The sequence below is a fragment of the Salinirubellus litoreus genome, assembly GCF_037335815.1.
Classification (GTDB): domain Archaea; phylum Halobacteriota; class Halobacteria; order Halobacteriales; family Haloarculaceae; genus Salinirubellus; species Salinirubellus litoreus.
In genome coordinates, this window is sequence record NZ_CP147841.1 from 2,548,891 (window position 1) to 2,573,990 (window position 25,100).

The window sequence follows — 25,100 nt, forward strand, 5'->3', positions numbered from 1 at the left end:
CACCCTCCCCGCGGTCACTTCTGGGCCGATCACAGTGGTTTTCGGTGAAAAGAATTACCAGGGGACATCCGGAAGGATTAATAATGGCTGAACGAGCCGATCCTCTGGTCCTGCTCGTCGGCCGCGGGGACGGGCTCGAGCGCCGGTACGGGGAGCAACTCGCGACGGCGGGGTTCCGGGTCGCGAGTGTCGACTCCGCCGGGGAGTGTCTCCGCCTCGTCGAGTCGGGTGGGATCGGCGGGATCCTGAGCGAGTACGACCTCCCGGATCTCGACGGGCTCCGTCTCGTCAGGTCCGTCCGGATCTCGCATCCCGCGCTTCCGTTCGTACTGATACCCCGGGAGGGATCGGAGGCCATCGCCGGCGAATCCGTCGCCGCGGGCGTGAGCGGCTACCTCCCGGAGGACGCCGACCCGGCGACCGTCGTCTCCCGGCTCCAGGATAGCCTCCAGCGGGAGATGCTGTGGTCCGACGAGGAGGCCCGGCGACGGTACCGTAGCCTCGTCGAGATCTCGCCCGTCCCGATCAACCTGTTCGACGGGACCGGCGAGTCGGTCTGGTGTAACGACGCCACGGTCGATCTGCTCGGCCTCGACGGGCGCGACGACCTCGTCGGCCACTCGATATTCGAGTTCATCCACCCGGACGACCACGAGCTCGCCCGCGAGGAGCTCGGCGACGTCATCGCGCGCAAGGAGTCGGTCGGCCCGACCCAGATGCGGCTCCGCCGGTCGGACGGCGAGGTCCGACACGTCCAGGTCTCGACGGCCGTCGGCCGCTTCCTCGGGGAGGACATCGGTCAGGCCGTGGTCGTCGACGTGACGCCGCTGCGGGAGGCCCAGATCGACCTCCAGCGGGAGCGACAGTTCGTCGAGGACACGCTCGACACCCTTCAGGACGTGTTCTACGTGGTCGACGCCGACGGGAAGCTCGTGCGCTGGAACGAGACCGCGACGGCGGTGACCGGCCACGACGACGAGGAGCTGGCGTCGATGGACGTCACGGACCTCTTCGCCGGCGACGACGGCCGTCTGATCCGGGAGTCGATCGCGCGGGTCCTCGAGGAGGGGCGCGACACGGTCGAGGCGAGGCTCCTCGACGGGCGCGGCCGATCCCACCTCTACGAGTTCCGGAGCCGGCGGCTGCGAACCGGCGACGGGGACGGCGAAGAGAGGGTAGTCGGCATCGGTCGCGACGTCTCCGAGCGCCGGGAGCGGGAGCGACAGCTGAAGGTCCTCGAACGGTGGCTCCGTCACAACATCCGAAACGAGCTCAACACGATCCAGGGGACGGCGGAGATGATCCGCCGGGGCGACGTCGACGACGTCCGGGAGGCCGCCCGGCTGATAGAGGAACGCGCGGAACACCTCGTCGGGCAGGCGAACCGCGAACGCGAACTCGTCGACCTGCTCGTGAACCCGTCCGAGCCGGTTCCCATCGACGTCGCGGCCGTCGTCGAACGGCGGGTGGAGGGGCTCCGCACGAGGTACGCGTCCGCCGACATCGAACTCGTCCGTGACGGGGAGGTCCGGGCCCTCGCGGTTCCGGAGATCGGAGCCGCGGTCGAGGAACTCGTCGAGAACGCGATCGAACACAACGACACCGGGTCCCCGAAGGTCCGGATCGAGGTCGGTTCGGACGACCGCGACAGCACCTCGATCCGGATCGTCGACGACGGTCCGGGCATCCCGCGGCGCGAACGGGAACTCCTCCTCTTCGAGCGCGAGATCGGTCAGCTCCAGCACGGGGCGGGGCTGGGACTGCTGTTCGCCCACTGGGTGGTCCGGGTCTCCGGCGGGGACATCGCTTTCGGGGACAACGAGCCGCGCGGCAGCGTCGTCAGGCTGACGCTCCCGACGGTCGGGAGCGACCACCCCACCCGAACCGGATAGGCTCACGCGCGGATTCCGCTCGGACGAACGACGAAGCCGGAGCGCCGCCGTGGCTTTCCCGTGTCGGGTCGGCTGTCCGCGACCCGGGTCCCCAACGCTTAGGCCGGTACCGCCCGCCGCTCCACCATGGCTGCACCCGCCGATCTGATACTCACGAACGCGGAGGTGCATACCCTCGCCGACCCCGACGAGACCGCCGAGGCGGTCGCGGTACGGAACGGGCGCATCGTCCGGGTCGACGCCGCCTACGAGGTGGGATTCCTCGAGGGGGTCGACACCGAGGTGATCGACTGCGAGGGCCGGGTGGTCCTCCCGGGGTTCGTCGACGCGCACACCCACATGGACGCCGTGGGTCGACGGCTCGTCCACGCCGACCTCTCCGGGGCCGAATCCCGGGCGGAGGCCCTCGACCGGCTCCGCCTCCGGGCCGAGACGACCGACGAGGGGTGGGTCCAGGGGTACGGCTACGACGAGTCGGCGTGGGGCGAGACGGCGTATCTCGATCGAACCGACCTCGACTCGGTGGTCGAGGACCGCCCGGTCGCCGCCTTCCGCGAGGACCTCCACTCGGTCTCACTGAACTCCGCGGGGCTGGACGAACTCGCGGACCGCATGGACGACGGGGACGTCCATAGCGAGGGGGGCCGACCGACCGGCGTGGCCGTCGAGGGGGCCGTCGGGGTGGTCCAGTCCGCGCTCGCGTCCGGCGCCGGAGAGATGCGCGAACTCCTCGAGGCGGCGCGGGACCGCGCCCACGAACTCGGCGTCACCGGCGTCCACGACATGGTCCGCGGCACCCCCGCCCCCCGGATCTACCGCGAACTCGATAGCGAGGGCGAACTCGACCTCCGGGTCCGCATCAACTACTGGACGGATCACCTCGACGCGGTCGCCGAGGCGGGGCTCGTCTCGAACGCCGGCAGCGAGTTCGTCCGTGCGGGGGCGATCAAGTCGTTCACCGACGGCTCCATCGGCTCGGGAACCGCGAAGCTCTCCGAGCCGTTCGCCGACTCCGGGAGCCGGGGGACGTGGGTCGTCCCCCCGGAGGAGCTACGGGAGTGGGTCGAGCGCGCCGAGGAGGCGGGGTTCCAGTTCACCGCCCACGCCATCGGCGACGAGGCGGTCCGGGAGACCCTCGACGCGTTCGCCGGAACGGAGGATCCGGCGGACGCCCGCCACCGTGTCGAACACGCGGAGGTGCTGACCGACGAGCTGGTCGAGCGGTTCGCCGAGGTGGGTGCGGTCGCCTCCGTCCAGCCGAACTTCCTCAAGTGGGCCCGCGAGGGGGGGCTCTACGAGACCCGCCTGGGTCCGGATCGAACCCGCGCGTCGAACCCCTTCGACGCCCTGCTGGAGGCGGGCGTCCCGCTCGCGTTCGGGAGCGACACGATGCCGATCGGCCCGCTGTTCGGCGTCAGCCAGGCCGTCACCGCACCCGCTCCCGACCAGCGGATCGGTGTCACCGAGGCGCTCCGTGCCTACACCCTCGGCGCGGCGTACGCGGGGTTCGACGAACACAGGATGGGAACCGTAGAGCGGGGCAAGCTCGCGGATCTGGTCGTCCTCGAGGAGTCGCCGTGGGCGGTCGACCCCGGGGAGATCGCGGGGATCGACGTGGCGGTGACCCTGGTCGACGGCGAGGTGGTCTACCGACGCGAGGGGTGAGCACGGGCGCACCGACCGCGGTTGATAGGTTGATAGCCGCGTGGGCCCGCCCTCCGGGTACGCAGGGCGACTGGCCGAAGGAGGTCGGCGACCACCGCGTCACGACCGACCGGGAGTACGCCGACTGCGGCGCGAGCGACGACCGCTTCGAAGGGTTTTGGAAGGACGACTGCCGCGGGTAGTCGGCTACTCCAGCAACGACTCGCCGGTCATCGCCCCGGGCCGTTCGACGCCCATCACCTCGAGGAGCGTCGGCGCGACGTCGGCGAGCGCCCCGCCCTCGCGGGCCGTGTAGCCGCCCGAGAGGTCCTCGTCCCCGGTACCGCCGGAACCGATCTCACCGCTCTCGTCGGGTGCGAGGTAGACGAGCGGGACGGGGTTGAGCGTGTGGGCGGTGTGGGGGTTCTCCGGCGAGCCGAGGTCGTCGGCGTTGCCGTGATCGGCGGTGAGGATGACGCCCGCGCCGTGCTCGCGGAGGACGGGTACGAGCTTCCCGAGACACTCGTCCACCGCCTCGACGGCGGCGACGGTCGCCTCGAAGTCGCCCGTGTGGCCCACCATGTCAGGGTTCGCGTAGTTGAGCACCATCACATCGGGGTCGTCGCTCCCGATCACCTCGACCGCCGTCTCGGTCACCTCGAACGCGGACATCTCCGGTCTCTCGTCGTAGGTGGGGACGTCCGGCGAGGGGACGATCTCGCGGCGCTCGCCCTCGAACTCCACCTCGCGCCCACCGTTGAGAAAGTAGGTGACGTGGGCGTACTTCTCGGTCTCGGCGAGTCGGAGCTGCGTCCGTCCCGTCTCCGAGACCACCTCGCCGAAGGTGTCCTCGGGCTGGCTGGGCTCGAACGCCATCGGTACCCCGAACGTCGCGTCGTACTCGGTCATCGTCACGAGGTGGACGTCCGGCGGGGACGTGTCGAACGCCCACTCCGGACGGATACCGGCGAGCATCCGTGTGAGCTGTCGCGCCCGGTCCGAGCGGAAGTTGGCGAAGATTACCGAGTCGCCGTCGGCGAGCGCGTGGCCCCCCTCGACGAGCGTCGGCTCGACGAACTCGTCGGTGTCCCCGCGCTCGTAGGACGCCTCGATAGCCTCGACGGCGCTCGCGGCCTCGTGCGGGGCCTCCCGGTCGACGATGGCGTCGTACGCGCTCCGGGTCCGGTCCCAGTTCTCGTCGCGGTCCATCGCGTAGTAGCGCCCGGTCACGGTCGAGACCTCGCCCGTTCCGTGCGTCCCGATCGCCTCCTCGAGTCGGGCGACGTGTTCGACGCCCGACTGTGGGGCGGTGTCCCGGCCGTCGGTGAACACGTGCGTCGTCGCCGGGACGCCACGACGCTCGGCCACCTCGAGGAGCGCGTGGACGTGCTCCTGGCTCGAGTGGACGCCCCCGTCGCTGACCAGCCCGAGGACGTGGACGCGCCCGTCGTTCCCGGCGGCGTGGTCGTAGGCGGCGACGAGCGCGTCGTTTTCGTACAGCGAGCCGTCCTCGACGGCGTCGGTGATCCGGGTCGAGTCCTGTTTGACCACCCTGCCGGCCCCGATGTTGAGGTGGCCGACCTCGCTGTTGCCCATCTGCCCCTCGGGGAGCCCGACCCGGCGGCCGTGCGTCTCGAGGGTGCCGTACGCGCCCGCTTCGGCGTAGGCGTCGAAGTTCGGCGTCCCCGCCGTCGCCACGGCGTCCCGGTGGTCGCCGTCCGCACGGCCGCTGCCGAGGCCCCAGCCGTCGAGTACGATGAGCGCCGCCTCCATATCCGAAACTCCGGCCCCGCGGCTAACACGGTTTCGATGTACGGTATGAGAGTGCCATAGAAATGTATACAAGACTGTTATTTTCGCTGGATCTCTGGATGAATATCCTGGCAAGTAGTATTGTGCCGTGAGCGGAAAGAGAGGTGAGACTCTCGCACAAGTTTTTAATCAAGAAGTCTAAATTCTCACATCAACGCGATGAGTCTGAACCTTCTCATACTCTTCTTCTCCTTCATCAGTGCTCTGTTCTCCTTCTTGATCTGGAGAAGTAGCGAATCCAGAGATATCTATTCGCAAGAGGAAATCATCCGAAATGAACATCTGAGTGACGGAGATGATGACCCGATAACGATCCCGTTCCTCTTCAACAGCACCCATCTGTATTTGATTATTTCAATAGACTATATCAAATGCTACGTACCCGAGCCGACCCGTCGTTACCGGCTTAAGCGGCTAATATTCGGGAGTAATGGTCATACTGCAATAAAAATATCACTTCACTGGAACGAAATTCCTAGCGAAATGCCCGAACTCGGTGGTCTAAACTTGGAACGAGCGATAAACCGGTTGGACGCCGCCGAAGAGTTTGATGGACAGATATCTCCTTCGGGGTTCAGTAAACAGAACATAGAGATTTTCTCAACTCGGCCAAGAAAGATCGACAGAGAACTCAATAGGTTCTTCAATTTAGTTGAGGAGGCGGTCGAACGGGAGATTAAGGAACACCAAGCTACAGAGGAGACCGAAGCGAGAGATGCGTGATTCCGATTCAATGCGCTTTCCGTCTCATTTGAGTAAATCAGCTCTGTCGAGGTCTCGTTTGTTCGATACCAGCTATCATGAAACGTCTAATGAGTAGGTTTGTCGAACTTGTCTTTCTAGAGTACATGTAGTAAATATGTTATGATGCCCTATGTACGTGGTAAGTTCTGCCATCTCCCTCACGGTTCATCACAACGGGTGCCCAACCCCGGGCATGGACTGCGACGACGGGCCGGCCGAGGACGTGGCCCCCATCCCGCTCTGGCGGACCCCCGGCGACATCCGCCGTCGGGCGACCTATGACGACCGGTACGCCGCCTGGGTCGAGTGCCACGCCCCCGAGGGGACCGAGGAGGCCATCGCGCAGGCGCTAGACGCCAAGCGGAACGGCGGATCCGGGTCCCGGTGTAGCGACTGATAGGGGGTATCGTAGCCGGCCGGAGGGTTCGACTCGCTGATACGGGTCGAGCGGTGTGGTCCCGGGACGAGACGGTACGAGTAGCTACGATAACCCCTATGAGACGCTCCCGTCGGCGGACGTGGCGGTCCGGTTCGCACGATCTGTAGGTCGTGACTCCGGGGACGCGGGACCGACTCAGTTCCGCCCCGCTCTCCGAGGGTTTTTGCCCGGCGGCGCGCCACCGCCGGTATGACGCTCGACCCCGTTCATTTCCGGGCGCTCACGCGGCTCGCCGGCCGGGTCAGTCCCGCGGTGGACGAGCGAGAGCACCGCGACTTCGCCAGGACCGTCTGGGAGGAGTTCCTCGATCCGCTCTACGACGGCTCCCGCGAGGTCGTCGAACCCCTCGACGCACAGCGCCGCCGCAAGGTCGACATCGAGGACGCCGCGCTCCAGGAGGACCACTACCCCACACAGCACGGCCTCGACTCGGGGACGATCAACCCGACGACCTTCAAGAACGGCCTGGTCGTCGACGTCGCTCAGGCCGCCATGTCCGCCGTCCCCTCGGATCTGGACCTCCACCGGGCGCGGACGATGGTCACGGCGGTCCACTCAAGCGACGTGGCGGTGACGCTCTCGGACGACTGGGAGATGGAGGACGAGGGGTACGTCCAGTCGCGCCTGCTCCACGTCCCGATGGTCGACCGCTCGGTGACGCCAGTAGTCCACGAGCTCGCGCTCTACCTCGCCGAGGTCGAGCACGCCACGAAACAGGCCGAACTGGTCGACGATCTGCTCGTGATGGACGGGCCCATCTACCCGAAGGGCCTGCTGACCTGGGAGAACCGCGACGCCGAACTCGCCGAACTGCTGGCTGGCGAGCAGACCCCCCGCCGGATCATCGAGCGATACGTCCGCCTCGTCGAGCGGTTCCTCGACGCCGAGGTCCCGGTGGTGGGGTTCGTTAAGACGCCGGTGACCGGGCTCATCACCCGGACGATACGCGAACGCGAGGGCCAGGCCCCGTGGGTGAACGACGCGGCGTTCTTCTCGAAGGTCCTCGAACGGGGGGCCTACGAGGACGACGGCTGGCGTCGGGACGGCAACTCGCTGACGTTCACCAACTGGTTCGTCTCGCGCGGACGGGCCGACCACGCCATCCCCGAGGGCCGCCACGACATCACGCTGGAACGGCCGCCCGAGGACTACGAGGTGACGTTCTGCATGGTGTACGATCCCCGGACCGACACCGTGTACCGCGTCGAGGCCCCGCGGGCGGTCACCCGGGACGAGGAGCGCCGCGAGGCCATCACGATGCAGGTCCTGAAGGACGTCGCGGTCGAGCGTGGGCCGCCGCCGGCGGTGGCGAAGGCCGACTCGCTCGCCTCCATCTCCCGCAAGGAGACCGCGGCGCTCCGCCGGGCGCTGGAGGGGGCGTTCGGGAGCGAACTCGACACCACCTACGACGACGACCGGTGGGGTGTGGGAGCCAGCCTGGACCTCTGACCGGACACCCTACGACGGCGAGGACCCCGATCCCGCCTTCGGGAGCCTGAGTGTGAGCAGGATGACCACGACGAGGATCGCCCCCAGCAGCAGGTAGCCCTCGTCGAAGTACCCGCGGTCGGCGACCGCGCCGAAGACCACCGGTCCGGCCGCGCCGAGTGTCGCCGCCGTGGTCCGCACGATCCCCAGGCCGGTCCCCCGTATCTCCGCCGGGATCGCGTCGGAGAGGAACGACTGGGTGATCGCGTCCGACCCGAGCATCGTGCTGACGAGGGCGGTGACGACCACGAGCGGCCAGAACCCCTCGACGAACGGCAGCAGCACGAACCCGGCGACCGGCCCGACGAGCACGATGACGAGCGCACTGCACAGCCCGATCCGGTCGTAGGTGACCCCCGAGACCGGCTTCACGAGGACCCCGAACGCGAAGAAGACGCTGAACAGCAGCCCGGCCGTCGAGGAGGACAGGCCCTTCCCCTCGACCAGATACGTCGGGTAGAGCCCGGTGAACGACTGCCAGACCAGGATGTAGAGGAACAGGATGAACGCCACGAGACGACGTTCGTCCCGCGTAGCTCGCCGACGACGTCGCGGACGCGCCCGCTCGGGAGCGCCTCGCTCTCCTCCTCCGTCGGCGTCCCGTCCGGGAGCACCACCCAGAGGACGATCCCGATCGCGAGGAGGAGCGGGACGACGAACTCGAGGCCGACCTCCCACGCTATCGCGGCGGCGAGCACCCCCGCGATCGGCGGGAGCACCGTCTGTCCGAGGTCGCCGGTCGCCATCGTCACGCCGAGGGCGCTCCCGATGCGGTCGGGGTGATGTCGGACAGGATGGCGATCCGCGCGATGGGGTAGAGCGACTGGCCGACCCCCACGAGACCGGTCGCGGCGAACAGGACGGCCGCCGTCGGGGCGACCACGACGAACACGAGTGCGACGGCGACCAGGCCCGCACCCGCCACCATGACCGTGCGCTCGCTGTACCGGTCCGCGAGCACGCCACCCGGGAGCTGGCCGAGCGCCGACCCCAGCCAGAGGACCGTCACCAGCAGGCCCGCGGCCGTGAGGCTCAGTTCGAAGGAGTCGCGGAGGTACGGCAGGAGAACCGGGTAGGCCATCCGCGTCCCGAGCAGGAGCCCCCACCCGCTCGCGATGGCGACGAGGAACCGCCCTTTCCCCCCGCTCCACAGCTCCCTTGCCTCGTCTCCTATCGACGCAAGCGCGTTCGTCAGGGGGTCGATGCCGGTGGTATCAGCACTCGGGTGTTAACTGTTTTCACACGATCCCCCGGCCGATCGCCGCGCGGCGTCCCGGCGCGGGTACGGACGGCCGTCGCACGTCCGACGGTGCGTATCGGGAGTCCGGGAGGACCGTCGGCCTACGGTTCGACCCCCGGTTCCCCCTTGATCATCTCGATCTCGACGTCCGATTCGGGGACGCCGACCCGCGCGAACTGCGTTCGGATGTGCTCCTCGGCTGCCGCGACCGCCACGTCGCGCGTGTCGAACCCCCGGGGCATCGGCGTCTCGAACGCCACGCGGAGCTCAGAGCCGTCGATCTCCTGGATCTGTCCGCCGCTCTCGACCTCGTAGAAGGCGTCACATACCCAGACGTAGGGCGCGCCCTCGTCGGGAGCGCCCTTGAAGCGGGGGGCGCGCTCGCCCCGCTCGTAGAGCGTCCCCGTCAGGGCGGTCCCCCCGGCGTGCCCGCGTATCAGTAGCATACCCCCGATAGGTCTCGCGCTCCTATAGGCTTGTTCCGCGGGGTGCCGACGAGTGTCACGACCGCCGCGGGTTCACCGCTCGTAGAACAGTCCCGCCAGCAGGTAGAGGTGGACCAGCGCGCCGACCAGCGAGACGGTCGTCCCGAGATCCGCGGCTCCCATTGAACCGCCGAGGTGTCCCGCGGCGGTCAGCGCCAGCCCGCCGGCGAGCGCGACGAGCGCGGCGAGCGCGGTCCGGTCGCCCGCGCCGGGAAACGTCCCGACTGCGGGCGGGTAGAACTGGTAGGAGAGCCCGACGACGGTGAGCCCCAGGAACCCGACGAGGTTGAGCCGGAGGTGTGCGGCGACGAGCGACCCGCGGGCGTCTCCGAAAGCTAACAGGACCCCGATGGCGCCCGCGAGGACGCCCGCCGCCGCGCCCGCGAGGGCGCCGTAGAAACCGATCCGTCGTCGATCGGAGCGGACGAAGAGCGCACCGAACACGAGGGCGAACCCGACGATGGCGACGGTCTGGAGCGCCGCCCCCACGCGAAAGAGTGTCCCTCGTTCGACGAGCGAGGCGGCGAGCAGCAGCGGCGCGACGGCACCCGACGGGAGGACGACGGCGACGAGCGCCCGCGGGGGGTGCCCGACGAGGAACCGGGGGAGCAGCCGGAAGCCGACGGCGAACACGAGCAGCGCCGCGGTGCCGGCACCCAGCAGGTGGGAGGCGCGCGCGGGGTAGGGGCCGAGGACGGCGGGGAGCGGGGTTCGGAGGGCGAGCGTCTCGTAGCTCCCGAGCGCGAGGTACGCCAGCACGAGCGGGACGAACGCGTTGGCGAACCGGTCGACGGGGCGGCGCTCGGCGTTGGCCTCTCCCGTACCCGTCTCCGCCCCCGTGAGGTTACCCCGGAGCGTCCACCCGAGCGCGACGAGGAAGACGCCGACGCCGAGCGCCCACGCGACCGCCCCGGCGGTCCCCGCGGCGTCGGGGACCCCCCGGAGCGGGTCGAGGGCGAGACCGACGACCCCGATGCCGGTCAGCGGGAGGTGGACGGCCGGCGCGCGCGGGAGCGCCAGCCGACGGTCGAAGTACGAGGGGACGAGCGAGTAGGCCTTCCCGAAGAGGACGTGGAGGACGAACCCGTGGAGCGCGAGGACGACGAAGGTCCGCCGGGGGAGATCCGCGAGATCGGTCGCCAGCGCGAGCACGAGCGCGGCGGCGCTGGCGAGGAGGAACCGGCGCGCCCCGCGCGAGACGGTCGCCGCGCTCAACTCGCGTTCACCTCCCCGTGCCTGGTACCGGGTGGGGCTAAAGGCTGACCCCGAACGGGGTGGTGGAATCACTTTCGCCGTGCGGTGGACGGACTTTTGTCCCGGGGCCACCGGGTAGGGGTATGACCGATCTGGGGGACTTCGAGAACTTCGACGACTTCGACCCCGACCAGCGGGAGGAGCCGACCCCCGACGCGGACGAGGAGGTGGCCGACGCCCCCCCGGAAGCCGAGGACGCCGAGCGTGACCCCACCGAGAGCTTCGAGACGGCCGATGTGACCCCCGTGGGCCAGGATGTCGGCATCGGGACGCTCTCGGCGGCCGAGGGGCTCGTCGTCAGCGAGGACCCCGAGGACACGCGGTTGCGAGCGTACATCACCGTCGGCAACCGCGCGGCGGTCCGCGTGGGTTCGTATCTCGTCGCCGACTACCCCGACGGGGCGGCTTCAGCCGCCAGTCCGGAGCGTGCCCACGGGCACGCGGACGGCGAGCGGCTGTTCTGTCGGATCGTGGCACTCGAGTACGCCCAGGAGTTCGAGGCCGACGACGCCACCGAGATCCACGCCCGACGGGCGATGCGCCGCCGCGAGGTCGACGAGCAGGACTACAAGTTCATGGCCTCCCTGGAGCCGGTGGCGGTGCTCTACCGCGACGGGGACGAACTCAAGCGTCGGATGACCGATCGCGTTCCCAAGCCCGAGACCGTGGTCCGGCAGGCGACCGACGCCGGCGAGATCAAGACCGGCCTGAAGATCCCCGACGACGGCGTCTTTCTGGGGCACCTCGCCGTCGGGGGCGAGAAGGTCCGGACCGCCGCGGAGCCGCCGACCATCGACTACCGGGTGAAGGACGACTACGACTCGGGGGATCCGCTGGTGTTCAGACACACGCTCGTCGCCGGCGGCACCGGTTCGGGCAAGACCCACGCCGCGAAGAACGTCCTCCGGCAGTATCTCGCCGATGACCGGTCGTATCCGATCGAGGACGGCCGTTCCGTCCGGCCGGCGGTGGTCCAGTTCGACCCGCAGGACGAGTACGCCCAGATGCACGACGACAACCCCCATCTGGAACCCGACTTCGCCCGCCGGTGCGAGGCCGAGGGGATCGCCCACGGCGGGCACGACGACTGCGTCGCGTTCGTCCCGAAGGTCGGGTCGGCGACGTACGCCGCCGACCACCACCGCGCCGAGCAGGTGGAGTTCACCGTCCCGTTCTCGATGGTCCGAGAGAACATGTGGCTGGTCGCCGGGGGCGGCCTGAACGACAACCAGTACGCCGGCCTGCGCGAACTGCTCCACCGGTTCTTCAGGAGCCACGGCGACGGCGGCACCTACCAGCAGTTCCTCTCATACCTCGACGACCCGGGGCTCCGCGAGGAACTCGACGAGTCGGGCGTGGTCCACGAGGCGACGTTCGACGCGATCAAGCGCAGGGTTCGAGGGTTCGGGAACGTCTTCGACCGGGACGCGAGACCCATCACCGAGCAGGTCTCCCGGCTCGTCCGCCCCGGCGGCCTGACCGTCGTCCCGACCTACCACATCAACGACTCGCGGGCGACGACGACGGTGGTCCTCGCGGTCGCGTCGCTACTGGTCGACCAGAAGCTCTCGAACGACCCCACCTACGACCGCATCAAGGAGACCCCCGTGGTGCTCGGGATGGACGAGGCGCACAACTTCCTGACCGACGCCGAGAGCGTCCAGGCCCGGCAGGTCATCGGGAAGTTCTCCGAGGCCGCCAAACAGGGCCGAAAGGAACGCCTGGGCCTGTTCCTCGTCACGCAGGATCCCCAGGACATCGCCGACCCGATATTCAAGCAGGTGAACACCACGGTCGTCCTCAACCTGGGCGACGAGGACGCGATCAAGGCGGTCAACATCCCCTCGAACCTCGAAGGGAAGGTGCCGTACATGGAGAAGGGCCAGATGGTCGTCTACTCGCCGGACAACTCCGATCCCGTCGAACTCGTGGGGCTCCCGACCTGTCTCACCAGACACGGCCGGGACTGACGGTCCGGATCGCGCCGGATCCCTGATCGGGGCGGCCGCCTGCCCGTCCGCTCGATCCGGTCGCGGCTCCCCGTCCGGTTCGCTCGTTCCCGGCCGGTGGGACCGGGGAGCAGGGTTTTGTGTGGGGCCGGAAAACCACCGTTCATGGCGAAACACGTACTCCTCCCGATGGACGGGTCCGACCAGGCACGGGACGCGCTCGAACACGCCCTCGAAGAGCACGCCGACGCGCGGATCACCGTCCTGCACGTCATCGACCCGGCGCGGGCGACCTACGGCGCTCAGGCGGGCATCCCGCCGTCCTCCGAGGACTGGTTCGAGGCCGAGGAGGCGAGCGCCGAGACGCTGTTCGAGGAGATCCGCGAGCGGGCCGGGGAGGCCGGCGTCGAGGTGGAGACGGCGACGGAGGTCGGCCAGCCCTCCCGGGCGATCGTCGAGTACGTCGAGGCACACGACGTCGACCACGTCGTCATCGGTAGCCACGGTCGAAAGGGGCTCTCCCGCGTGCTCCTGGGATCGGTCGCCGAACTCGTCGTCCGGCGCTCGCCGGTGCCCGTCACGGTCGTCAGGTAGCCTCGCTCCCGTCCCCGGTCACTGCAGGAGGAGGTAGCCCGCGGTGAGGACCCCGGCGACGACGGCGAGCACCGCGAGGGTCACGTCCGTCCCGCCGGGGGTGAGGACGGCTCCCATCGCGAGGATGACGGCCACCAGCCCGAAGACGACCGCCGGGAGGACCGAGATCACCGTCCGGAGGTCGACGTCGATGTCGAGACCGCCCTCGTTCCCGGTCGCCGCGGCCCGCTGGCCCCCCATCTCGCCGTCGGCCCCCCGAGAGGGTTTCGAGAGCCCGGGATCCACCGCGACCGATCCCTTCCGCGTCGGCTCGACGGAGACGTCGACGTACCGGGTCTCCGCCCCGTAGGCGGTGACGACCTTCAGCTTCCCCCGGATGGGCTCGCCGCCGGGCGAGACCTGGACGCGGACCTCCCTGCTCGAGTCGCCGGCGACGTAGTGGTTGCCGGCGTCGAGGCTGGCCACCTCGGAGAGGACGTCGTCGAGGTGGAGGTGGACGTGCGTCGCCTCGCCCTCGTTCCGGAGTTCGACGACGAACGACCCCTCGGTGTCGAAGCTCTCGGGTACCTCGAGCGAGTGGATGGCCGTCCGGTTGATGTGAGCCACGAGCCTGTCCGTCACGGCCGGCCCGTCGACCCGGCCTTTAAAAAATGATTCGGGAGGTCGGGCGGCTCACGGGGGGAACTCCCCCGTCGGTCCCACTGGACGGGTCGTGACGCCTCTCGAACCCCCGACGGCCCGGTCTACGCGGCTTCCTCGCGCATGTCCGGCGGGAGCAGGTTCGGGATACCGTCCTCGATGGGGTACTCCTCGCCGCACTCGGTGCAGACCAGCCTGCCCTCGACGATCTCGTCGTCGTCGGTGTGGATCGTCTCGAGTTCGAGCTCTGACTTGTCGAGCGGACAGCAGACGATCTCCAGCAGCGACTCCTTCATGTGTGAGGGGAGACCCGGCCGGGGCAAAAGCGTGCCGGGTCGGCCAGTCGCTCCGGGGCTACTCGGTCACTCCCACGGTGACTCGACGACGACGGTCTCCTCGCGCGAGGGGCCGACGCCGACCGCGTACACCGACGCCCCCAGCTCCGCTTCGAGGTACTCCAGGTACGCCCGGGCGTTCGTCGGGAGCGCGTCGTACCCCTCCTCGGCGACCGCCTCCCAGTCGACGTCGGGCCAGCCGTCGAACTCGCGGAAGGTCGCCTCGCACTCGCCCCACTGCTCGGTCGTCGGGGGCATCGTCAGCAGCTCCTCGCCGTCGCGCTCGTAGGCGTGGCCGACCTTCACCGTCTCCAGCCCGGCGAGCGTGTCGAGGTGGTTGACCGCGAGACCGGTGAACCCGTTGACGCCGGCGGCGTGCCGGAGCATCGGCACGTCGAGCCACCCCACCCTGCGAGGTCGGCCGGTGACGGTGCCGTACTCCCCGCCCTCGTCGCGGATGTACGTGGCGAGATCCTCGGCCTCGGGACTCGTGTCGCCGCCGCCCTCGGGGGTCTGGCCCTCGACGAAGCCGAGTTCGGTCGGGAGCGGCCCGGTGCCGACCCGCGAGACGTAGGCCTTCACGATGCCCACCACCTCGCCGCCGCCGATCACGGTCGGCCCGACGCCGCTGCCGACGGCGGCCGCGCCCGCCGTGGGGTTCGAGGAGGTGACGTAGGGGTACGAGCCGTGGTCGATGTCGAGCGAGGTGCCCTGCGCGCCCTCGAACATCAGGCGGTCACCCCCCGCCCGACGGCGGGCGAGGAACTCCCCGCAGTCGACGGCCATCCCCTCCTCGGCGATCCGCTCGCCGTACGCGCGGTACTCCTCGTAGAGCGTCTCGACGTCGAACGCGCCCTCGAACCGGTCGGCGTCCGGGTCGACGTCGAACGACTCCAGCAGGCGGCGCTTGCGCGGGACCGCGTACTCCAGCCGGGTTCTCAGCACCTGGGGGTCGAGCAGGTCGCCGATGCGGACCCCCCGGCGGCCGGCCTTGTCCTCGTAGGTCGGGCCGATCCCCCGACCGGTGGTGCCGGCCGCGAGGTCGTCGCCCTTCGCCTCCTCCTCCACGCCGTCGAGCACGCGGTGGTAGGGGAGGATGGCGTGGGCTCGCTCGGCGACCCGGACGTCCGGGCCCATGCCACGCTCGCGGAGGGCGTCGATCTCCTCGAACAGCGTCGCGGGGTTGACCACGCAGCCGTTGCCGAGGACGCCTGTCTTGCCCCGGACGACCCCCGAGGGGACCAGCGAGAGCTTGTACTCCTCGCCCTCGTGGACGACGGTGTGTCCGGCGTTGTCCCCGCCCTGGTAGCGGACGACGACGTCGGCGGCCTCGCCGAACACGTCGACGATACCGCCCTTGCCCTCGTCGCCCAGCTGGGTGCCGACGATGGTTACGGTCATGTCGTCAGCCACTTCCGGTGGTCCTCACAAACCCGTTTCGAAACGGCGAGTTCGTCAGCCTGCCACAAGGGTTATACCGTCTCACGGTAGACGTACGCCCGATAGCGGTCTTCGGTACCCGATTAAGAGGACAACTTTTAAACCCCCCAAACACAAGTTAACAAGTGCCATGATAGATAGACTGGAGAAGGAGGTCGACATGCTGGAACGTCACCTGCAGGTCTTGCGGATGGTCATCGGCAACGAGCCGATCGGCATCGTCAAGATGTCGAACGAGACCGGCTACCCCCACCACAAGGTCCGCTACTCGCTGCGCGTGCTGGAGGAGGAGAACCTCATCGAGCCCTCGAGCCAGGGTGCCATCACGACCGAGGAGACCGCCGACTTCGTCAACGATCTGGACTCGAAGATCGACGACATCGTCGACAAACTCGACGCGATGAAGATCGACGACGTCCCCGAGATCGAGGGCTGAACGCACTCGTTCGATCGCTCCCGTCTTCGCCTCGCCGAGCCCCGGCTCTCAGAGTTCGGGCACCGACAGGTAGAACGACTCCTCGCGGTCCTCGACCAGACAGAGGTGGTAGCCGCCCTTCCGGGAGGTCTTCACGAACGACTTCCGCTTGCTCCGCGAGAGCAGGCTCCCGCCCGCCGCGTCCCCCGCGACGGTCAGGGCCGCCGGCTCGAAGTAGCTCGACGTGACGGCGAACGCCGCGGCGAGCGTGTCGTGGCTCTCGGCGGCCGCCGTCGCCTCGGTGACGAACTCCTCCATGGTCGGCCCGGCCGTCGGCGCGTGGTCGTCCTCGAGGTGGGCGACGATCAGCGGGTTCCCCCGCCGGTCGCGGCCGACGAGGTCGAACCGTGCCGTCTCCCGGTCGGCCCCCTCGAGGGTGACCGTCGCGTCGAACTCGACCCGGTCGAGCGCCGGGAGCGCGTCGTAGAGCGGTTCGAGCGAGGCGACGCTCTCGGTCTCCCGGACCTCGAAGGGGAACTCCTCGACCAGCCACCGGAGGAACCGGTACCCCTGTGTCCCCTCGACGAACGCCTCGAAGGTCCGTCCCGACACGGTTACCCCCTCGGTGTCGAACGTCGGGTGGGTCTCCAGGGTGAGGTTCCTGGCCAGCGTCTCGCGGTCGGCGGTCCCCTCGTGGGCCTCCGCGAGCGTCGGCTCGCTCTTCGAGCGGTACCGGAGCAGGACGCTCGTCCCCGAGAGCGCCTCGGCCGGGGACAGCTCCCGGGTGTTCTCGAGCGGCGCGGTACCGCTCTCCGCCAGCCGCTCCTCCAGCCGCTCGACCCGTTCCGTGAGTTCGTCGCGCTCGGCCTCGACGGACGAGAGGCGCTCGCGTAGCTCCTCTATCCGGACCCCGCGTTCGGCGAGTTCGGCCCGGAGCCCGGAGACGGTCTCCCCGTCGATCAGCGCCCGGTCGGGGGGCGGGGGCGACTGCTCCTCCTCGGGGGGATCCCCCCGTGCGGTTCGTTCCGGATCGACGGACGGGACGACGCGCGAGTGTCCGTCGCTCCCGGTGGCGACCTCGTTCTCCGACGACCGTGGACGCGACCCGTCCTCGTCCTCGTCTTCGGGGGTGTCCGTCTCCGCTCCGGAGGCTCCCGCCTCGGATCCGGACTCGGATCCTGGCTCGACGGCCGTCGCCGCCGCGTCCTCCGACGTCGCCCCGTCGGTCGGCTCCGCCGTCCCGGAGGGCGACGCGTCCGGCGACTCCTCGTCGGGGCCGACGGTCACGTCCTCCGGGACGGCCGACACCGCCGGTTCGACGGCTGGCTCGTCGGTTTCTGTTTCGATCTCGGCCTCGGCCGACGTCGCGTCGTCCGCTTCGTCCTCTCCGGTATCGCCCGTGTCCGCTCCCTCGGGACCGTCCTCGTCGATCGCCTCGGCCAGTTCGTCGCCGTCCACGCTCCTCGTCCCGGTCGCGTCCTCCGTGGCGCTCGTCTCGCCCCGATCGGGGACGTCGGTGCCCTCGGGGTCGTCCTCGTCCTCCCCGTCGAGCGTTTCGCCGGACGGGACCGTCGGCTCGGGGTCGGTCGAGTCGGCGGAGCCGGCAGGCTCGCCGTCCGTCGAGTCGTCGGCACCCCCGGGTCTGATCGCCGCGTCCAGGTCGATCTCCGGTCCGCTCGACGTCGACTCCTCCGTGGGTCCCGCGGGTTCGTCGGGCGCGTCCCGTTCCGGAACCTCCCCGTCGTCCACGGGCCCGGTGGCGTCGGTCTCCGGGCGGGTCTGTTCGTTCGTGTCGACCTCTTCGACCCCGTCGGTCTCGTCGGCTCCGTCCCCCCCGCCGATCGGCGCGGACCCGGTGTCCGGATCGACCGCACCCCCACTCGAATGGCCGGGTATCTCGACCGTCGAGAGCCCGACGGCGTTCACCTCGTAGATACCGACCTCGTCGGCCGCGAGGTCGAACGCCTCCTCGTCGGTCTTGAGCCGCCGGGACTGGCCGACGTACGCCACCGACCGGCGACGGCCGCCGTGGTAGACCAGGTAGTAGTCGCCCGAGAGGACGTTCTCGGAGAGTTCGACGTAGCCGGTGAACCCGCCGTCCTGGAGCGTCCGATCGACCTCCTCGATGGGCGTCTTCTGCGAGTAGTACTGCCCGCGCGTCTCCCCGCCGGCGGCGGCCATGGCGAACAGGAGCGCCAGCGCGTCGTGAGGTGCCTCGTAGGCGGTCCCGTCGGCGTCCTCGAACCGGTCGATCGGTGCCGACTCGACCGAGGGCTCGCCCGCCCCCGGGTCGGTGTAGTCGAAGACGCCGACGGCTCGTCCGCGAACCATGAAGAGGTAGCTGTTCCCGGCGACGACGCATCCGGAGAACTCCCGGTCCGCGAGGTCGTGGAGGCCGTCGTACCCCCCGCCGAACGGACGCGACTCCCATCGCTCGACGTCGGCGACCGTGCGGGCGTCCATGCCCCGAATGGGGCCCACGCGGACCTAATAGTTTCCGGACCCGTCGGTCCTCGAACGCTACCCCTATGTGGGACTGGCGGGTAGCACGGGGCGTGTCCCGGGGCATCGCGGCCGACCGTGTCGACCGGCTCCACGACCTCGCCAGAGCGGCCGCGGGCGACGGCGAGGACGACCTCGCGCGGCGCTACGTGCGCCGCGCCCGCCGGGTCGCCGAGCGCCACCGGCTCACCCTCCCGAAACGGTTCCGGCGGTTCACCTGCGACCGGTGTGACGCCTACCTCCGGCCCGGTCGGAACGCGCGGGTCAGAACGCGGGACGGCCACGTGGTCGTCACGTGTGACTGTGGCGGACAGGCGCGTTACCCCTACGGAGACCGCGAATCGGGCCGTCCGAATCCTCAAGCTTGAAAGGGTGCCGGCGAGTACGTCGATCGATGACTGATCGGGACCTCCGGAGCCGGGCGCACGACCTGGACGTGACGGTGTGGGTCGGGAAGGGGGGTATCGGGGCGGTGGTCGACGAGCTCGACGACCAGCTGCGCGACCGGGATCTGGTGAAGGTGAAGTTCCACCGGGCGGCCCGCGGCGGGACCGACGTCGAGGAGCTGGCGTCCGATCTCGCCGATCGCGTGAACGCGGAGGTCGTCGACACGCGCGGGCACACCGGGGTCTTGCACCGATGACCCCGGACTCGCTCTCGCTCCCGCTCCTCCCGCTACAGGCCGCGGCCGAATCAGCACCGAACCCCGTCTCCGACCTCCTCCGGGGGTTCGTCCGGCCGGAGTTCGCCGACCCGCTCGGGATGGCGGTGATGTTCGTGCTGGCGTTCGTCCTCGTCTACGCCCTCGGCAAGCTGCTCGTCCTGCCGCTGGTCGACCGCGTGCTCAGGTCGCGCGGGCTCGACGAGCACGCCCGGACGCCGCTCGCGACGGTGGCGTTCATCGTCGTCCTGTTCGCGGCGGTCGCCGTCGCGTTCGGCGCGGCCGGCCTCGGGAACTTCCTCACCGCGATCGCGACCATCGGTGCCGCCGCCACGCTCGCCATCGGCTTCGCCATGCAGGACGTCCTCAAGAACTTCGTCGCCGGCGTGTTCATCTACACGGACAAGCCGTTCCGCATCGGCGACTGGATCGAGTGGGAGGACGGCACCTACTCCGGGATCGTCGAGGACATCTCGCTTCGGGTCTCCCGGATCAAGACCTTCGACAACGAACTCCTCACGGTGCCGAACAGCCAGCTCACCGACGGCGTCATCAAGAACCCCGTCGCGAAGGACGAGCTCCGGCTGAAGTTCGTCTTCGGTATCGGCTACGACGACGACATCGACCTCGCCACGGAGATCATCGTCGAGGAGGCCCGGAAGCACGAGGGCATCATGGACACCCCCGAGCCGACGGTCCGGCTGACGGAACTCGCCGACTCCTACGTCGGGCTCCAGTCGCGCATCTGGATACAGAACCCCTCGCGGGCCGACTGGGTGCGGACCCGCGGCGAGTACGTCACGGCCGTCAAGAAACGGTTCGACGCCGAGGGGATCGAGATCCCCTACCCACAGCGGGACCTCTCCGGCGGCGTCGAACTGGCCGGGGCGATCTCGGCGGCCGACGTCGAGGCCACCGGCGACGACTGACCGATCCTCTGCGTTTTTCCCGCCGAGAGCCGATCCACCGGGTGCGGTCCTCGCGCGCGACATTATCGATCTGGTACTGAGCCGTGTCGAGTCGCGAACGCGGGAGAGCGGTGCCGTCGCTCGGCGTTCGATATCGGGATGAGTGGACGGACTCCGGGGTTGCCCGCGCGTTCCGGCGCGGGGAATCCCGCTCGCTTCCTCCACCCCGCGACCCCACGGGCGGCAGGTGTCCACGGTACCGCTGCTCGCTTCCGCGCCTGGCGGGATTGCCGTGGTAAACCGCGTCGTACCGCCCCTGCAGGCGGCAGAGCGCGGACCGCTGCCCTCGTGGGACGAGGCTTCCACGTCGGCTCGCGGGGCCCGAGCCGGTCGGCCCGGACGCCCCCGGATTTCGGCCCCCGCTGAAGACCGTTTCGCGGGTTTGCAAGCAGGGCCTAACTGCCCGGCCTAGTCCACCTCGAACTAACCCCGCTCCGGCTTAAGGGCTTTTCGACGACGAGGCGTCGTGTCCCGCGTTACCGTTCACCGGTTCGCTCAGATCAGCCGGAGGGCACGCGCGTACCAGAGCCCTGCGAGCGGGACGGCGAGCGAGACCGTCGCGAGCACCCACCGCTGTGAGGAGAGCAGCGCCGAGGTCCCCCCGAGCACGTCGACGCGGGCGGTGAACGCCCAGAGCACCGAGATGACGGCGATGAACAGCCCGAAGACGAGCCCCGCGCCCGCCGAGAGGCTGGGATCCGAGCGCCCCTGACGCCCGGCCGCGAAGACGATGACTGCGACCAGCGCCAGCAGCCCGGCCGCGTACGGCGTCACCGCTCCCGTCGAGTAGTAGAGCCCGACGGACGTGGCCGTCTCCTGGGCGAACGGCCACACCAGAACGAGGAGGACGGCGAGACAGGCGACGATACCGACCGTCGGCGGGAGGTCGACCCGGTCCATGGCGGGAGTCCGCCCGCGGGCGTCTTGAAGTCGGCGAACGCGCTCGGGGGATCGCGACCGAGCCGCAACTATCACGTTCCGGCGGTCGTTACGGGCTCGCATGGGATTCGGGAGCGCCACGAAGAAGATCTCGATGGTCGCGGACATGGCCGACGAGGTGTACAAGCGGCTGAACGACCTGCGCGAGCAGGTCCACGAGATGCGACAGACGGTCCAGTCGACCGACCAGCGCGTCGAGCGGCTCGAACGGACCGTCGAGGGACAGACCGCCGTCATCGAGGCCCTCGCCGAACAGCAGGGGATCGACGTCGAGCAGGTCTACGCCGAGGCCGCGATCCGGGAGGCCGAGACCACCCCGGAGGCCGACGACCAGGGCTCCCCGTCGACGGCCGAGGAGGGCGAGACGCCCGAAGCGGTCGACGACTCCGCGGCGACCGACGAGGGGCCGACGTCGAGGACCGACTGAGCGGTGTCGCGAACGGACGACGGACCCCCGGTTCGCGCCACGGGAGTGTGTCGATGACCGAGATCAGGGCGCTCGCGGCCGACGGGGTGGTCGTCCTCGGGTCCGAAATCGTCCTCCTGGAACGCGACCACCCGCCCGAAGCGGGTCGGTGGGTCCTCCCGGGCGGGATGGTCGAACCCGACGAGACGGCGCGGACGGCCTGTGCCCGCGAAGTCCGCGAGGAGACCGGCCTCGACGTCCGGCCCGTCTCGTTCGTCGGCCTCTACGACGCGCCCGGGCGGGACCCCCGGGGGAACGTCAGCGCGGCGTATCTCTGTCTGCCCACCGACGACGCGGAGCCCGAACCGCGGGCCGAGGCCCGTCGTGTGGGGACGTTCGCCCCCGAGGACCTACCGGAACTCGGGTTCGACCACGGGGGGATCGTCGCGGACGCGCTCGGCGGCGACTGAGGCCTGCCGATCAGGCCGCCAGTTTGCCGTGCTCGACCTTGATGCACTCGTCCTGGACGAACAGCTTGCCGGCGGCCTCGGCCCGCTCGCCCGCCTCGTCGTTCCGGATGCCGAGCTGGAGCCAGATCGCCTTCACGTCCTCGCGCTCGGCGGCCGCGTCGACGATGGGGCCGGTCTCCTCGCTCGGCCGGAACACGTCGACGATGTCGACGCCCTCGGGGACGTCCTCGAGCGAGTCGTACGCCTCGATGCCGAATATCTCGTCGGCGTAGGGGTTGATCGGGATGACCTCGTAGCCGTGATCGAGGAGGTACTTCGGGATGTCGTGTGCGGCCTTCCCCGGCGTCGTCGAACAGCCGACGACGGCAACGGTCTCGTAGTCGAGTATCTCGCGGATCTGCTCGGTGGTTGCCGGCATACCCGACGGTAGGTCGTCCCGGGACAAAAGCCCACGCCGATCGTGCGTTCCCGCATCCGGAGTCGAACCGGGACGAGGGCGCTCGTACTGACGGTTGTAGTCTTTTACCGGTGGTCGCCCGGATTGAGTCGGCGATCACCGGAATTCGTTACAACCGTCCGTATCAGATGACGACGCTCGCCCGGCCGACGACGAACGCCAGCGCCGCGACGTACGTCCCGGCTTTGAGGTGGGACTGCCCGGCGGAGGGATCGTCGAAGGACTCGTAGGCCGCGTAGAGCATCCCCGCATCGGCCGGGAGGACGATGAGGAGATACGGCAGGCCGAACGTCCCGAGCAGGTAGGGTGCGGGGCTGGCGAGGACCGCGAGGGCGAGGACGGCCGCGGCGAGTCCGAGCGACCGTCGCTCGCCGTAGGCGATGGGGAGCGTCCTGAGTCCCTCCTCGCGGTCGCCGGCGACGTCCTCGACGTCCTTGACGACCTCGCGGGCGAGCGTGGCGAGCGAGGCGAGCGCGAACAGGACGAACACCGACTCCAGGCGGCCGCCGACCGCCGCGCCGCCGAACAGGAACGTGCTCCCGGTGAGGTATCCGACCAGGGCGTTCCCGAGGCCAGGAAGGCCCTTGAATAACTCGGTGTAGGCGACGAGCGCGAGGAGGTTCACGACCGCGATACCGATGGCGGGTACCGGAAGCGTCAGCGCTAGGAGGACGGCCCCGCCGAACAGGACCAGGCTGAACGCCAGCGCCTCCCGGGGCGAGACCGCTCCGCGGGGGATCGGTCGATCCGGCCGGTTCACCCGATCGATCTCGCGGTCGAAGTAGTCGTTGATGGCCATTCCCGCGCCGACGGCGAGGATCGTCGCCAGCACTGCGGCGACCCACGCGGCCGCGCCCCCGAGCGTGGGTTCCAGAACGCCGCCCGCGACGAACGCCCCGACGAACGTCAGCAGCCCCGCCGCCAGGGCGTTCCCGGGACGGGTGAGTTCGAGGAGCCCGCGGGCGCTCGGCATGGGGGTCCTGACGGAGGGAGGAGCATAAACGGCGCGACTCCCGGGCGCGATGGACAGATTTAATCCGGGCACACCGATATCCGAGTGTAGGGCCCTTAGCTCAGCCTGGACAGAGTGCGTGGCTTCGGACCACGTTGCCGGGGGTTCAAATCCCTCAGGGCTCGTGTTGCGTGTCGCGAACACCGTGAGCGACCGCAACCGCACCACTGAGGGATTTGAACCAGGGAGCGAGTGAAGCGAGCGACCGTGGTTCACAATCCCTCAGGGCTCGCTTGCCGACCGACCACCCGATGGTGGCCGTGTCGGCCTTCACGCGCACGGCCCGCTCCTCGACGGCTCCAGGAGGGACCCGAGTATTGACGGTCGTCCCGCGCCACGGGAACCGATATGGAACACAGGAGCCGGCACCCGTCGAACGACGAGGTGGCGCGATGACCACTGACGTCCCGTCGCTGGTCGAACCGGAGTGGCTCGAATCGCGGTTGGACGACCCCGACCTGCGCGTCGTCGACTGCACCCTCCACCTGAGCTTCGACCCCGAGACCGGGGAGAGACACTCCGAGTCCGGCCGTGCCGACTGGGACGAGGGCCATATCCCCGGAAGCGTCCACGCCGACATCGAGCGGGATCTCTCGGCGGTCGAACCCGACTACCCCTACCAGCGGCCGTCCCCCGAGCGATTCGCCGACGCCGTGGAGACGCTCGGGATCGGTGACGACTCCCGCGTCGTCTGCTACGACTCGGAGGGGAGCGCCTGGGCCGCTCGGGTCTGGTGGCTACTGCGGGCGTTCGGCTTCGACGATGCGGGGATCCTGAACGGCGGCTGGGATCGGTGGGTCGCGGAGGGCCGCCCGGTCTCGACCGACCCGCCGGCGGACCGAACGGTGACGTTCACGCCCGATCCGCGCCCGGAGCTGTTCGTGGAGCGGGAGGCGGTTCTGGAGGCCATCGAGGACGACGCCTGCCGCATCGTCAACGCGCTCCGTCCCGAGGACCACGCCGGAGAGGGGCTCGTGAAGTACGGCCGTCCGGGACGTATCCCGGGGAGCGTCAACGTCCCGGCGGTGGGCGAGGAGGCGATCGTCGATCCCGAGGACGGGACGTACCTCCCCCGCGAGGAACTCCGCGAGTGGTTCGACGCGGCCGGCGCGACCGACGGCGAGCGGGTGATCACCTACTGCGGCGGGGGGATCGCCGCCAGCAGCACCGCGTTCGCGCTCCACCTCCTCGGCGTCGACGACGTGGCGGTCTACGACGGGTCGCTCTCCGAGTGGGGCCGGACCGATCTCCCGATGGAGACCGACTGAGCGGTCGCCCGCCGGACGGGAGGGGGGCCGGCTACGCGCTCCGGGTG

Annotated in this window: 25 protein-coding genes, 1 tRNA gene, 1 other RNA gene and 1 pseudogene; 16 read left to right on the top strand and 12 right to left on the bottom strand. The window is 69.5% G+C overall.

The window, feature by feature from the left end; genetic code table 11:
• Positions 1–83: 83 nt before the first annotated feature.
• The 3 genes from WDJ58_RS12650 (at position 84) to WDJ58_RS12660 (ending at position 3,739) form a co-directional block, all read left to right on the top strand.
• Positions 84–1,892: a PAS domain S-box protein gene (locus tag WDJ58_RS12650; protein WP_338913631.1), complete on the top strand. Its 1,809-nt coding sequence runs from the start codon at positions 84–86 to the stop codon at positions 1,890–1,892.
• A 126-nt stretch (positions 1,893–2,018) separates the two neighbouring features.
• On the top strand, positions 2,019–3,557 hold the full coding sequence (locus WDJ58_RS12655; RefSeq protein ID WP_338913632.1) for an amidohydrolase: 1,539 nt from the start codon (positions 2,019–2,021) through the stop codon (positions 3,555–3,557).
• Positions 3,558–3,586: 29 nt separating this feature from the next.
• Entirely contained in the window at positions 3,587–3,739 is a 153-nt protein-coding gene (locus WDJ58_RS12660) for a hypothetical protein (RefSeq protein ID WP_338913633.1), read from the top strand.
• A gap of 4 nt (positions 3,740–3,743) precedes the next feature.
• Here the strand turns inward: WDJ58_RS12660 and gpmI are convergent, their stop codons facing one another.
• Entirely contained in the window at positions 3,744–5,309 is a 1,566-nt protein-coding gene (gene gpmI / locus WDJ58_RS12665; protein WP_338913634.1) for a 2,3-bisphosphoglycerate-independent phosphoglycerate mutase, read from the bottom strand.
• Positions 5,310–5,507: 198 nt separating this feature from the next.
• Here gpmI and WDJ58_RS12670 point away from each other — a divergent pair, with 198 nt between their 5' ends.
• The 3 genes from WDJ58_RS12670 to WDJ58_RS12680 all read left to right on the top strand — a co-directional run bounded on the left by WDJ58_RS12670 (position 5,508) and on the right by WDJ58_RS12680 (position 7,980).
• Entirely contained in the window at positions 5,508–6,071 is a 564-nt protein-coding gene (locus WDJ58_RS12670) for a hypothetical protein (RefSeq protein ID WP_338913635.1), read from the top strand.
• Positions 6,072–6,285: 214 nt separating this feature from the next.
• Positions 6,286–6,489 (top strand): hypothetical protein, encoded by a 204-nt coding sequence (locus WDJ58_RS12675; RefSeq protein WP_338913636.1) that lies wholly within the window; start codon positions 6,286–6,288, stop codon positions 6,487–6,489.
• Positions 6,490–6,720: 231 nt separating this feature from the next.
• A complete protein-coding gene (locus tag WDJ58_RS12680) occupies positions 6,721–7,980 on the top strand; it encodes a DNA double-strand break repair nuclease NurA (protein ID WP_338913637.1) in 1,260 nt (419 codons plus the stop codon).
• Positions 7,981–7,989: 9 nt separating this feature from the next.
• On the opposite strand, the pseudogene WDJ58_RS26360 reads toward WDJ58_RS12680, so the two are convergent.
• The 3 genes and pseudogenes from WDJ58_RS26360 to WDJ58_RS12700 form a co-directional block, all read right to left on the bottom strand.
• Positions 7,990–9,214: pseudogene (locus tag WDJ58_RS26360) on the bottom strand (MFS transporter).
• Between the two features lie 146 nt (positions 9,215–9,360).
• Positions 9,361–9,705 (bottom strand): DUF7113 family protein, encoded by a 345-nt coding sequence (locus WDJ58_RS12695; protein WP_338913640.1) that lies wholly within the window; start codon positions 9,703–9,705, stop codon positions 9,361–9,363.
• A 72-nt stretch (positions 9,706–9,777) separates the two neighbouring features.
• Complete coding sequence (locus WDJ58_RS12700) at positions 9,778–10,959, bottom strand: hypothetical protein (protein ID WP_338913641.1); 1,182 nt, start codon at positions 10,957–10,959, stop codon at positions 9,778–9,780.
• 122 nt (positions 10,960–11,081) lie between these two features.
• Here WDJ58_RS12700 and WDJ58_RS12705 point away from each other — a divergent pair, with 122 nt between their 5' ends.
• Positions 11,082–12,968 (top strand): ATP-binding protein, encoded by a 1,887-nt coding sequence (locus WDJ58_RS12705; RefSeq protein ID WP_338913642.1) that lies wholly within the window; start codon positions 11,082–11,084, stop codon positions 12,966–12,968.
• 144 nt (positions 12,969–13,112) lie between these two features.
• Positions 13,113–13,541: a universal stress protein gene (locus WDJ58_RS12710; protein ID WP_338913643.1), complete on the top strand. Its 429-nt coding sequence runs from the start codon at positions 13,113–13,115 to the stop codon at positions 13,539–13,541.
• An 18-nt stretch (positions 13,542–13,559) separates the two neighbouring features.
• Here WDJ58_RS12710 and WDJ58_RS12715 read toward each other — a convergent pair whose 3' ends face one another.
• The 3 genes from WDJ58_RS12715 to WDJ58_RS12725 form a co-directional block, all read right to left on the bottom strand.
• Complete coding sequence (locus tag WDJ58_RS12715) at positions 13,560–14,162, bottom strand: DUF7524 family protein (RefSeq protein WP_338913644.1); 603 nt, start codon at positions 14,160–14,162, stop codon at positions 13,560–13,562.
• A gap of 122 nt (positions 14,163–14,284) precedes the next feature.
• The gene (locus tag WDJ58_RS12720) at positions 14,285–14,476 is read right to left on the bottom strand and encodes a methytransferase partner Trm112 (protein WP_338913645.1); all 192 of its coding nucleotides are present in this window, start codon (positions 14,474–14,476) and stop codon (positions 14,285–14,287) included.
• A 66-nt stretch (positions 14,477–14,542) separates the two neighbouring features.
• The gene (locus WDJ58_RS12725; protein WP_338913646.1) at positions 14,543–15,916 is read right to left on the bottom strand and encodes an adenylosuccinate synthase; all 1,374 of its coding nucleotides are present in this window, start codon (positions 15,914–15,916) and stop codon (positions 14,543–14,545) included.
• A 169-nt stretch (positions 15,917–16,085) separates the two neighbouring features.
• Between WDJ58_RS12725 and WDJ58_RS12730 the strand changes: the two genes are divergently transcribed.
• Complete coding sequence (locus WDJ58_RS12730) at positions 16,086–16,391, top strand: hypothetical protein (RefSeq protein ID WP_338913647.1); 306 nt, start codon at positions 16,086–16,088, stop codon at positions 16,389–16,391.
• A gap of 48 nt (positions 16,392–16,439) precedes the next feature.
• Here the strand turns inward: WDJ58_RS12730 and WDJ58_RS12735 are convergent, their stop codons facing one another.
• A complete protein-coding gene (locus WDJ58_RS12735; RefSeq protein WP_338913648.1) occupies positions 16,440–18,833 on the bottom strand; it encodes a DUF7527 domain-containing protein in 2,394 nt (797 codons plus the stop codon).
• Positions 18,834–18,925: 92 nt separating this feature from the next.
• Between WDJ58_RS12735 and WDJ58_RS12740 the strand changes: the two genes are divergently transcribed.
• From WDJ58_RS12740 to WDJ58_RS12750, 3 genes are all read left to right on the top strand, one after another.
• Positions 18,926–19,240 (top strand): ribonuclease P protein component 4, encoded by a 315-nt coding sequence (locus WDJ58_RS12740; RefSeq protein ID WP_338913649.1) that lies wholly within the window; start codon positions 18,926–18,928, stop codon positions 19,238–19,240.
• A 26-nt stretch (positions 19,241–19,266) separates the two neighbouring features.
• A complete protein-coding gene (locus WDJ58_RS12745) occupies positions 19,267–19,515 on the top strand; it encodes a YhbY family RNA-binding protein (protein WP_338913650.1) in 249 nt (82 codons plus the stop codon).
• A gap of 119 nt (positions 19,516–19,634) precedes the next feature.
• Positions 19,635–20,462, top strand: a complete 828-nt coding sequence (locus WDJ58_RS12750) for a mechanosensitive ion channel family protein (protein WP_338917850.1) — start codon at positions 19,635–19,637, stop codon at positions 20,460–20,462.
• Positions 20,463–20,606: 144 nt separating this feature from the next.
• Here WDJ58_RS12750 and ffs read toward each other — a convergent pair.
• Both ffs and WDJ58_RS12760 read right to left on the bottom strand, forming a co-directional pair.
• Positions 20,607–20,920: signal recognition particle sRNA (ffs, locus tag WDJ58_RS12755), an RNA gene on the bottom strand.
• A gap of 76 nt (positions 20,921–20,996) precedes the next feature.
• Positions 20,997–21,401, bottom strand: coding sequence for a DUF7548 family protein (locus WDJ58_RS12760; protein WP_338913652.1), 405 nt, complete (start codon positions 21,399–21,401; stop codon positions 20,997–20,999).
• 100 nt (positions 21,402–21,501) lie between these two features.
• Between WDJ58_RS12760 and WDJ58_RS12765 the strand changes: the two genes are divergently transcribed.
• Both WDJ58_RS12765 and WDJ58_RS12770 read left to right on the top strand, forming a co-directional pair.
• On the top strand, positions 21,502–21,867 hold the full coding sequence (locus WDJ58_RS12765; protein WP_338913653.1) for a DUF5798 family protein: 366 nt from the start codon (positions 21,502–21,504) through the stop codon (positions 21,865–21,867).
• Between the two features lie 53 nt (positions 21,868–21,920).
• Positions 21,921–22,316 carry an NUDIX hydrolase gene (locus WDJ58_RS12770; protein WP_338913655.1) on the top strand — a complete coding sequence of 132 codons (396 nt, stop codon included), beginning with the start codon at positions 21,921–21,923 and terminating at the stop codon, positions 22,314–22,316.
• Between the two features lie 10 nt (positions 22,317–22,326).
• Here the strand turns inward: WDJ58_RS12770 and WDJ58_RS12775 are convergent, their stop codons facing one another.
• Positions 22,327–22,734 (bottom strand): CoA-binding protein, encoded by a 408-nt coding sequence (locus WDJ58_RS12775; protein WP_338913656.1) that lies wholly within the window; start codon positions 22,732–22,734, stop codon positions 22,327–22,329.
• A gap of 163 nt (positions 22,735–22,897) precedes the next feature.
• A complete protein-coding gene (locus WDJ58_RS12780; protein WP_338913658.1) occupies positions 22,898–23,746 on the bottom strand; it encodes a geranylgeranylglycerol-phosphate geranylgeranyltransferase in 849 nt (282 codons plus the stop codon).
• A gap of 89 nt (positions 23,747–23,835) precedes the next feature.
• On the opposite strand from WDJ58_RS12780, the gene WDJ58_RS12785 reads away from it, so the two are divergent.
• A tRNA-Arg gene (locus WDJ58_RS12785) sits at positions 23,836–23,910 on the top strand.
• Between the two features lie 267 nt (positions 23,911–24,177).
• Positions 24,178–25,053 (top strand): sulfurtransferase, encoded by an 876-nt coding sequence (locus WDJ58_RS12790; RefSeq protein ID WP_338913659.1) that lies wholly within the window; start codon positions 24,178–24,180, stop codon positions 25,051–25,053.
• Positions 25,054–25,100: the final 47 nt, after the last annotated feature.

Bases quoted from the DNA above. Each gene is read 5' to 3' on its own strand.
- WDJ58_RS12650 (WP_338913631.1), top strand. From the start codon at position 84: ATGGCTGAACGAGCCGATCCTCTGGTCCTGCTCGTCGGCCGCGGGGAC.
- WDJ58_RS12655 (WP_338913632.1), top strand. From the start codon at position 2,019: ATGGCTGCACCCGCCGATCTGATACTCACGAACGCGGAGGTGCATACC.
- gpmI (WP_338913634.1), bottom strand. From the start codon at position 5,309: ATGGAGGCGGCGCTCATCGTACTCGACGGCTGGGGCCTCGGCAGCGGC.
- WDJ58_RS12670 (WP_338913635.1), top strand. From the start codon at position 5,508: ATGAGTCTGAACCTTCTCATACTCTTCTTCTCCTTCATCAGTGCTCTG.
- WDJ58_RS12675 (WP_338913636.1), top strand. From the start codon at position 6,286: ATGGACTGCGACGACGGGCCGGCCGAGGACGTGGCCCCCATCCCGCTC.
- WDJ58_RS12680 (WP_338913637.1), top strand. From the start codon at position 6,721: ATGACGCTCGACCCCGTTCATTTCCGGGCGCTCACGCGGCTCGCCGGC.
- WDJ58_RS12695 (WP_338913640.1), bottom strand. From the start codon at position 9,705: ATGCTACTGATACGCGGGCACGCCGGGGGGACCGCCCTGACGGGGACG.
- WDJ58_RS12705 (WP_338913642.1), top strand. From the start codon at position 11,082: ATGACCGATCTGGGGGACTTCGAGAACTTCGACGACTTCGACCCCGAC.
- WDJ58_RS12710 (WP_338913643.1), top strand. From the start codon at position 13,113: ATGGCGAAACACGTACTCCTCCCGATGGACGGGTCCGACCAGGCACGG.
- WDJ58_RS12720 (WP_338913645.1), bottom strand. From the start codon at position 14,476: ATGAAGGAGTCGCTGCTGGAGATCGTCTGCTGTCCGCTCGACAAGTCA.
- WDJ58_RS12725 (WP_338913646.1), bottom strand. From the start codon at position 15,916: ATGACCGTAACCATCGTCGGCACCCAGCTGGGCGACGAGGGCAAGGGC.
- WDJ58_RS12730 (WP_338913647.1), top strand. From the start codon at position 16,086: ATGATAGATAGACTGGAGAAGGAGGTCGACATGCTGGAACGTCACCTG.
- WDJ58_RS12735 (WP_338913648.1), bottom strand. From the start codon at position 18,833: ATGGACGCCCGCACGGTCGCCGACGTCGAGCGATGGGAGTCGCGTCCG.
- WDJ58_RS12745 (WP_338913650.1), top strand. From the start codon at position 19,267: ATGACTGATCGGGACCTCCGGAGCCGGGCGCACGACCTGGACGTGACG.
- WDJ58_RS12750 (WP_338917850.1), top strand. From the start codon at position 19,635: ATGGCGGTGATGTTCGTGCTGGCGTTCGTCCTCGTCTACGCCCTCGGC.
- WDJ58_RS12760 (WP_338913652.1), bottom strand. From the start codon at position 21,401: ATGGACCGGGTCGACCTCCCGCCGACGGTCGGTATCGTCGCCTGTCTC.
- WDJ58_RS12765 (WP_338913653.1), top strand. From the start codon at position 21,502: ATGGGATTCGGGAGCGCCACGAAGAAGATCTCGATGGTCGCGGACATG.
- WDJ58_RS12770 (WP_338913655.1), top strand. From the start codon at position 21,921: ATGACCGAGATCAGGGCGCTCGCGGCCGACGGGGTGGTCGTCCTCGGG.
- WDJ58_RS12775 (WP_338913656.1), bottom strand. From the start codon at position 22,734: ATGCCGGCAACCACCGAGCAGATCCGCGAGATACTCGACTACGAGACC.
- WDJ58_RS12780 (WP_338913658.1), bottom strand. From the start codon at position 23,746: ATGCCGAGCGCCCGCGGGCTCCTCGAACTCACCCGTCCCGGGAACGCC.
- WDJ58_RS12790 (WP_338913659.1), top strand. From the start codon at position 24,178: ATGACCACTGACGTCCCGTCGCTGGTCGAACCGGAGTGGCTCGAATCG.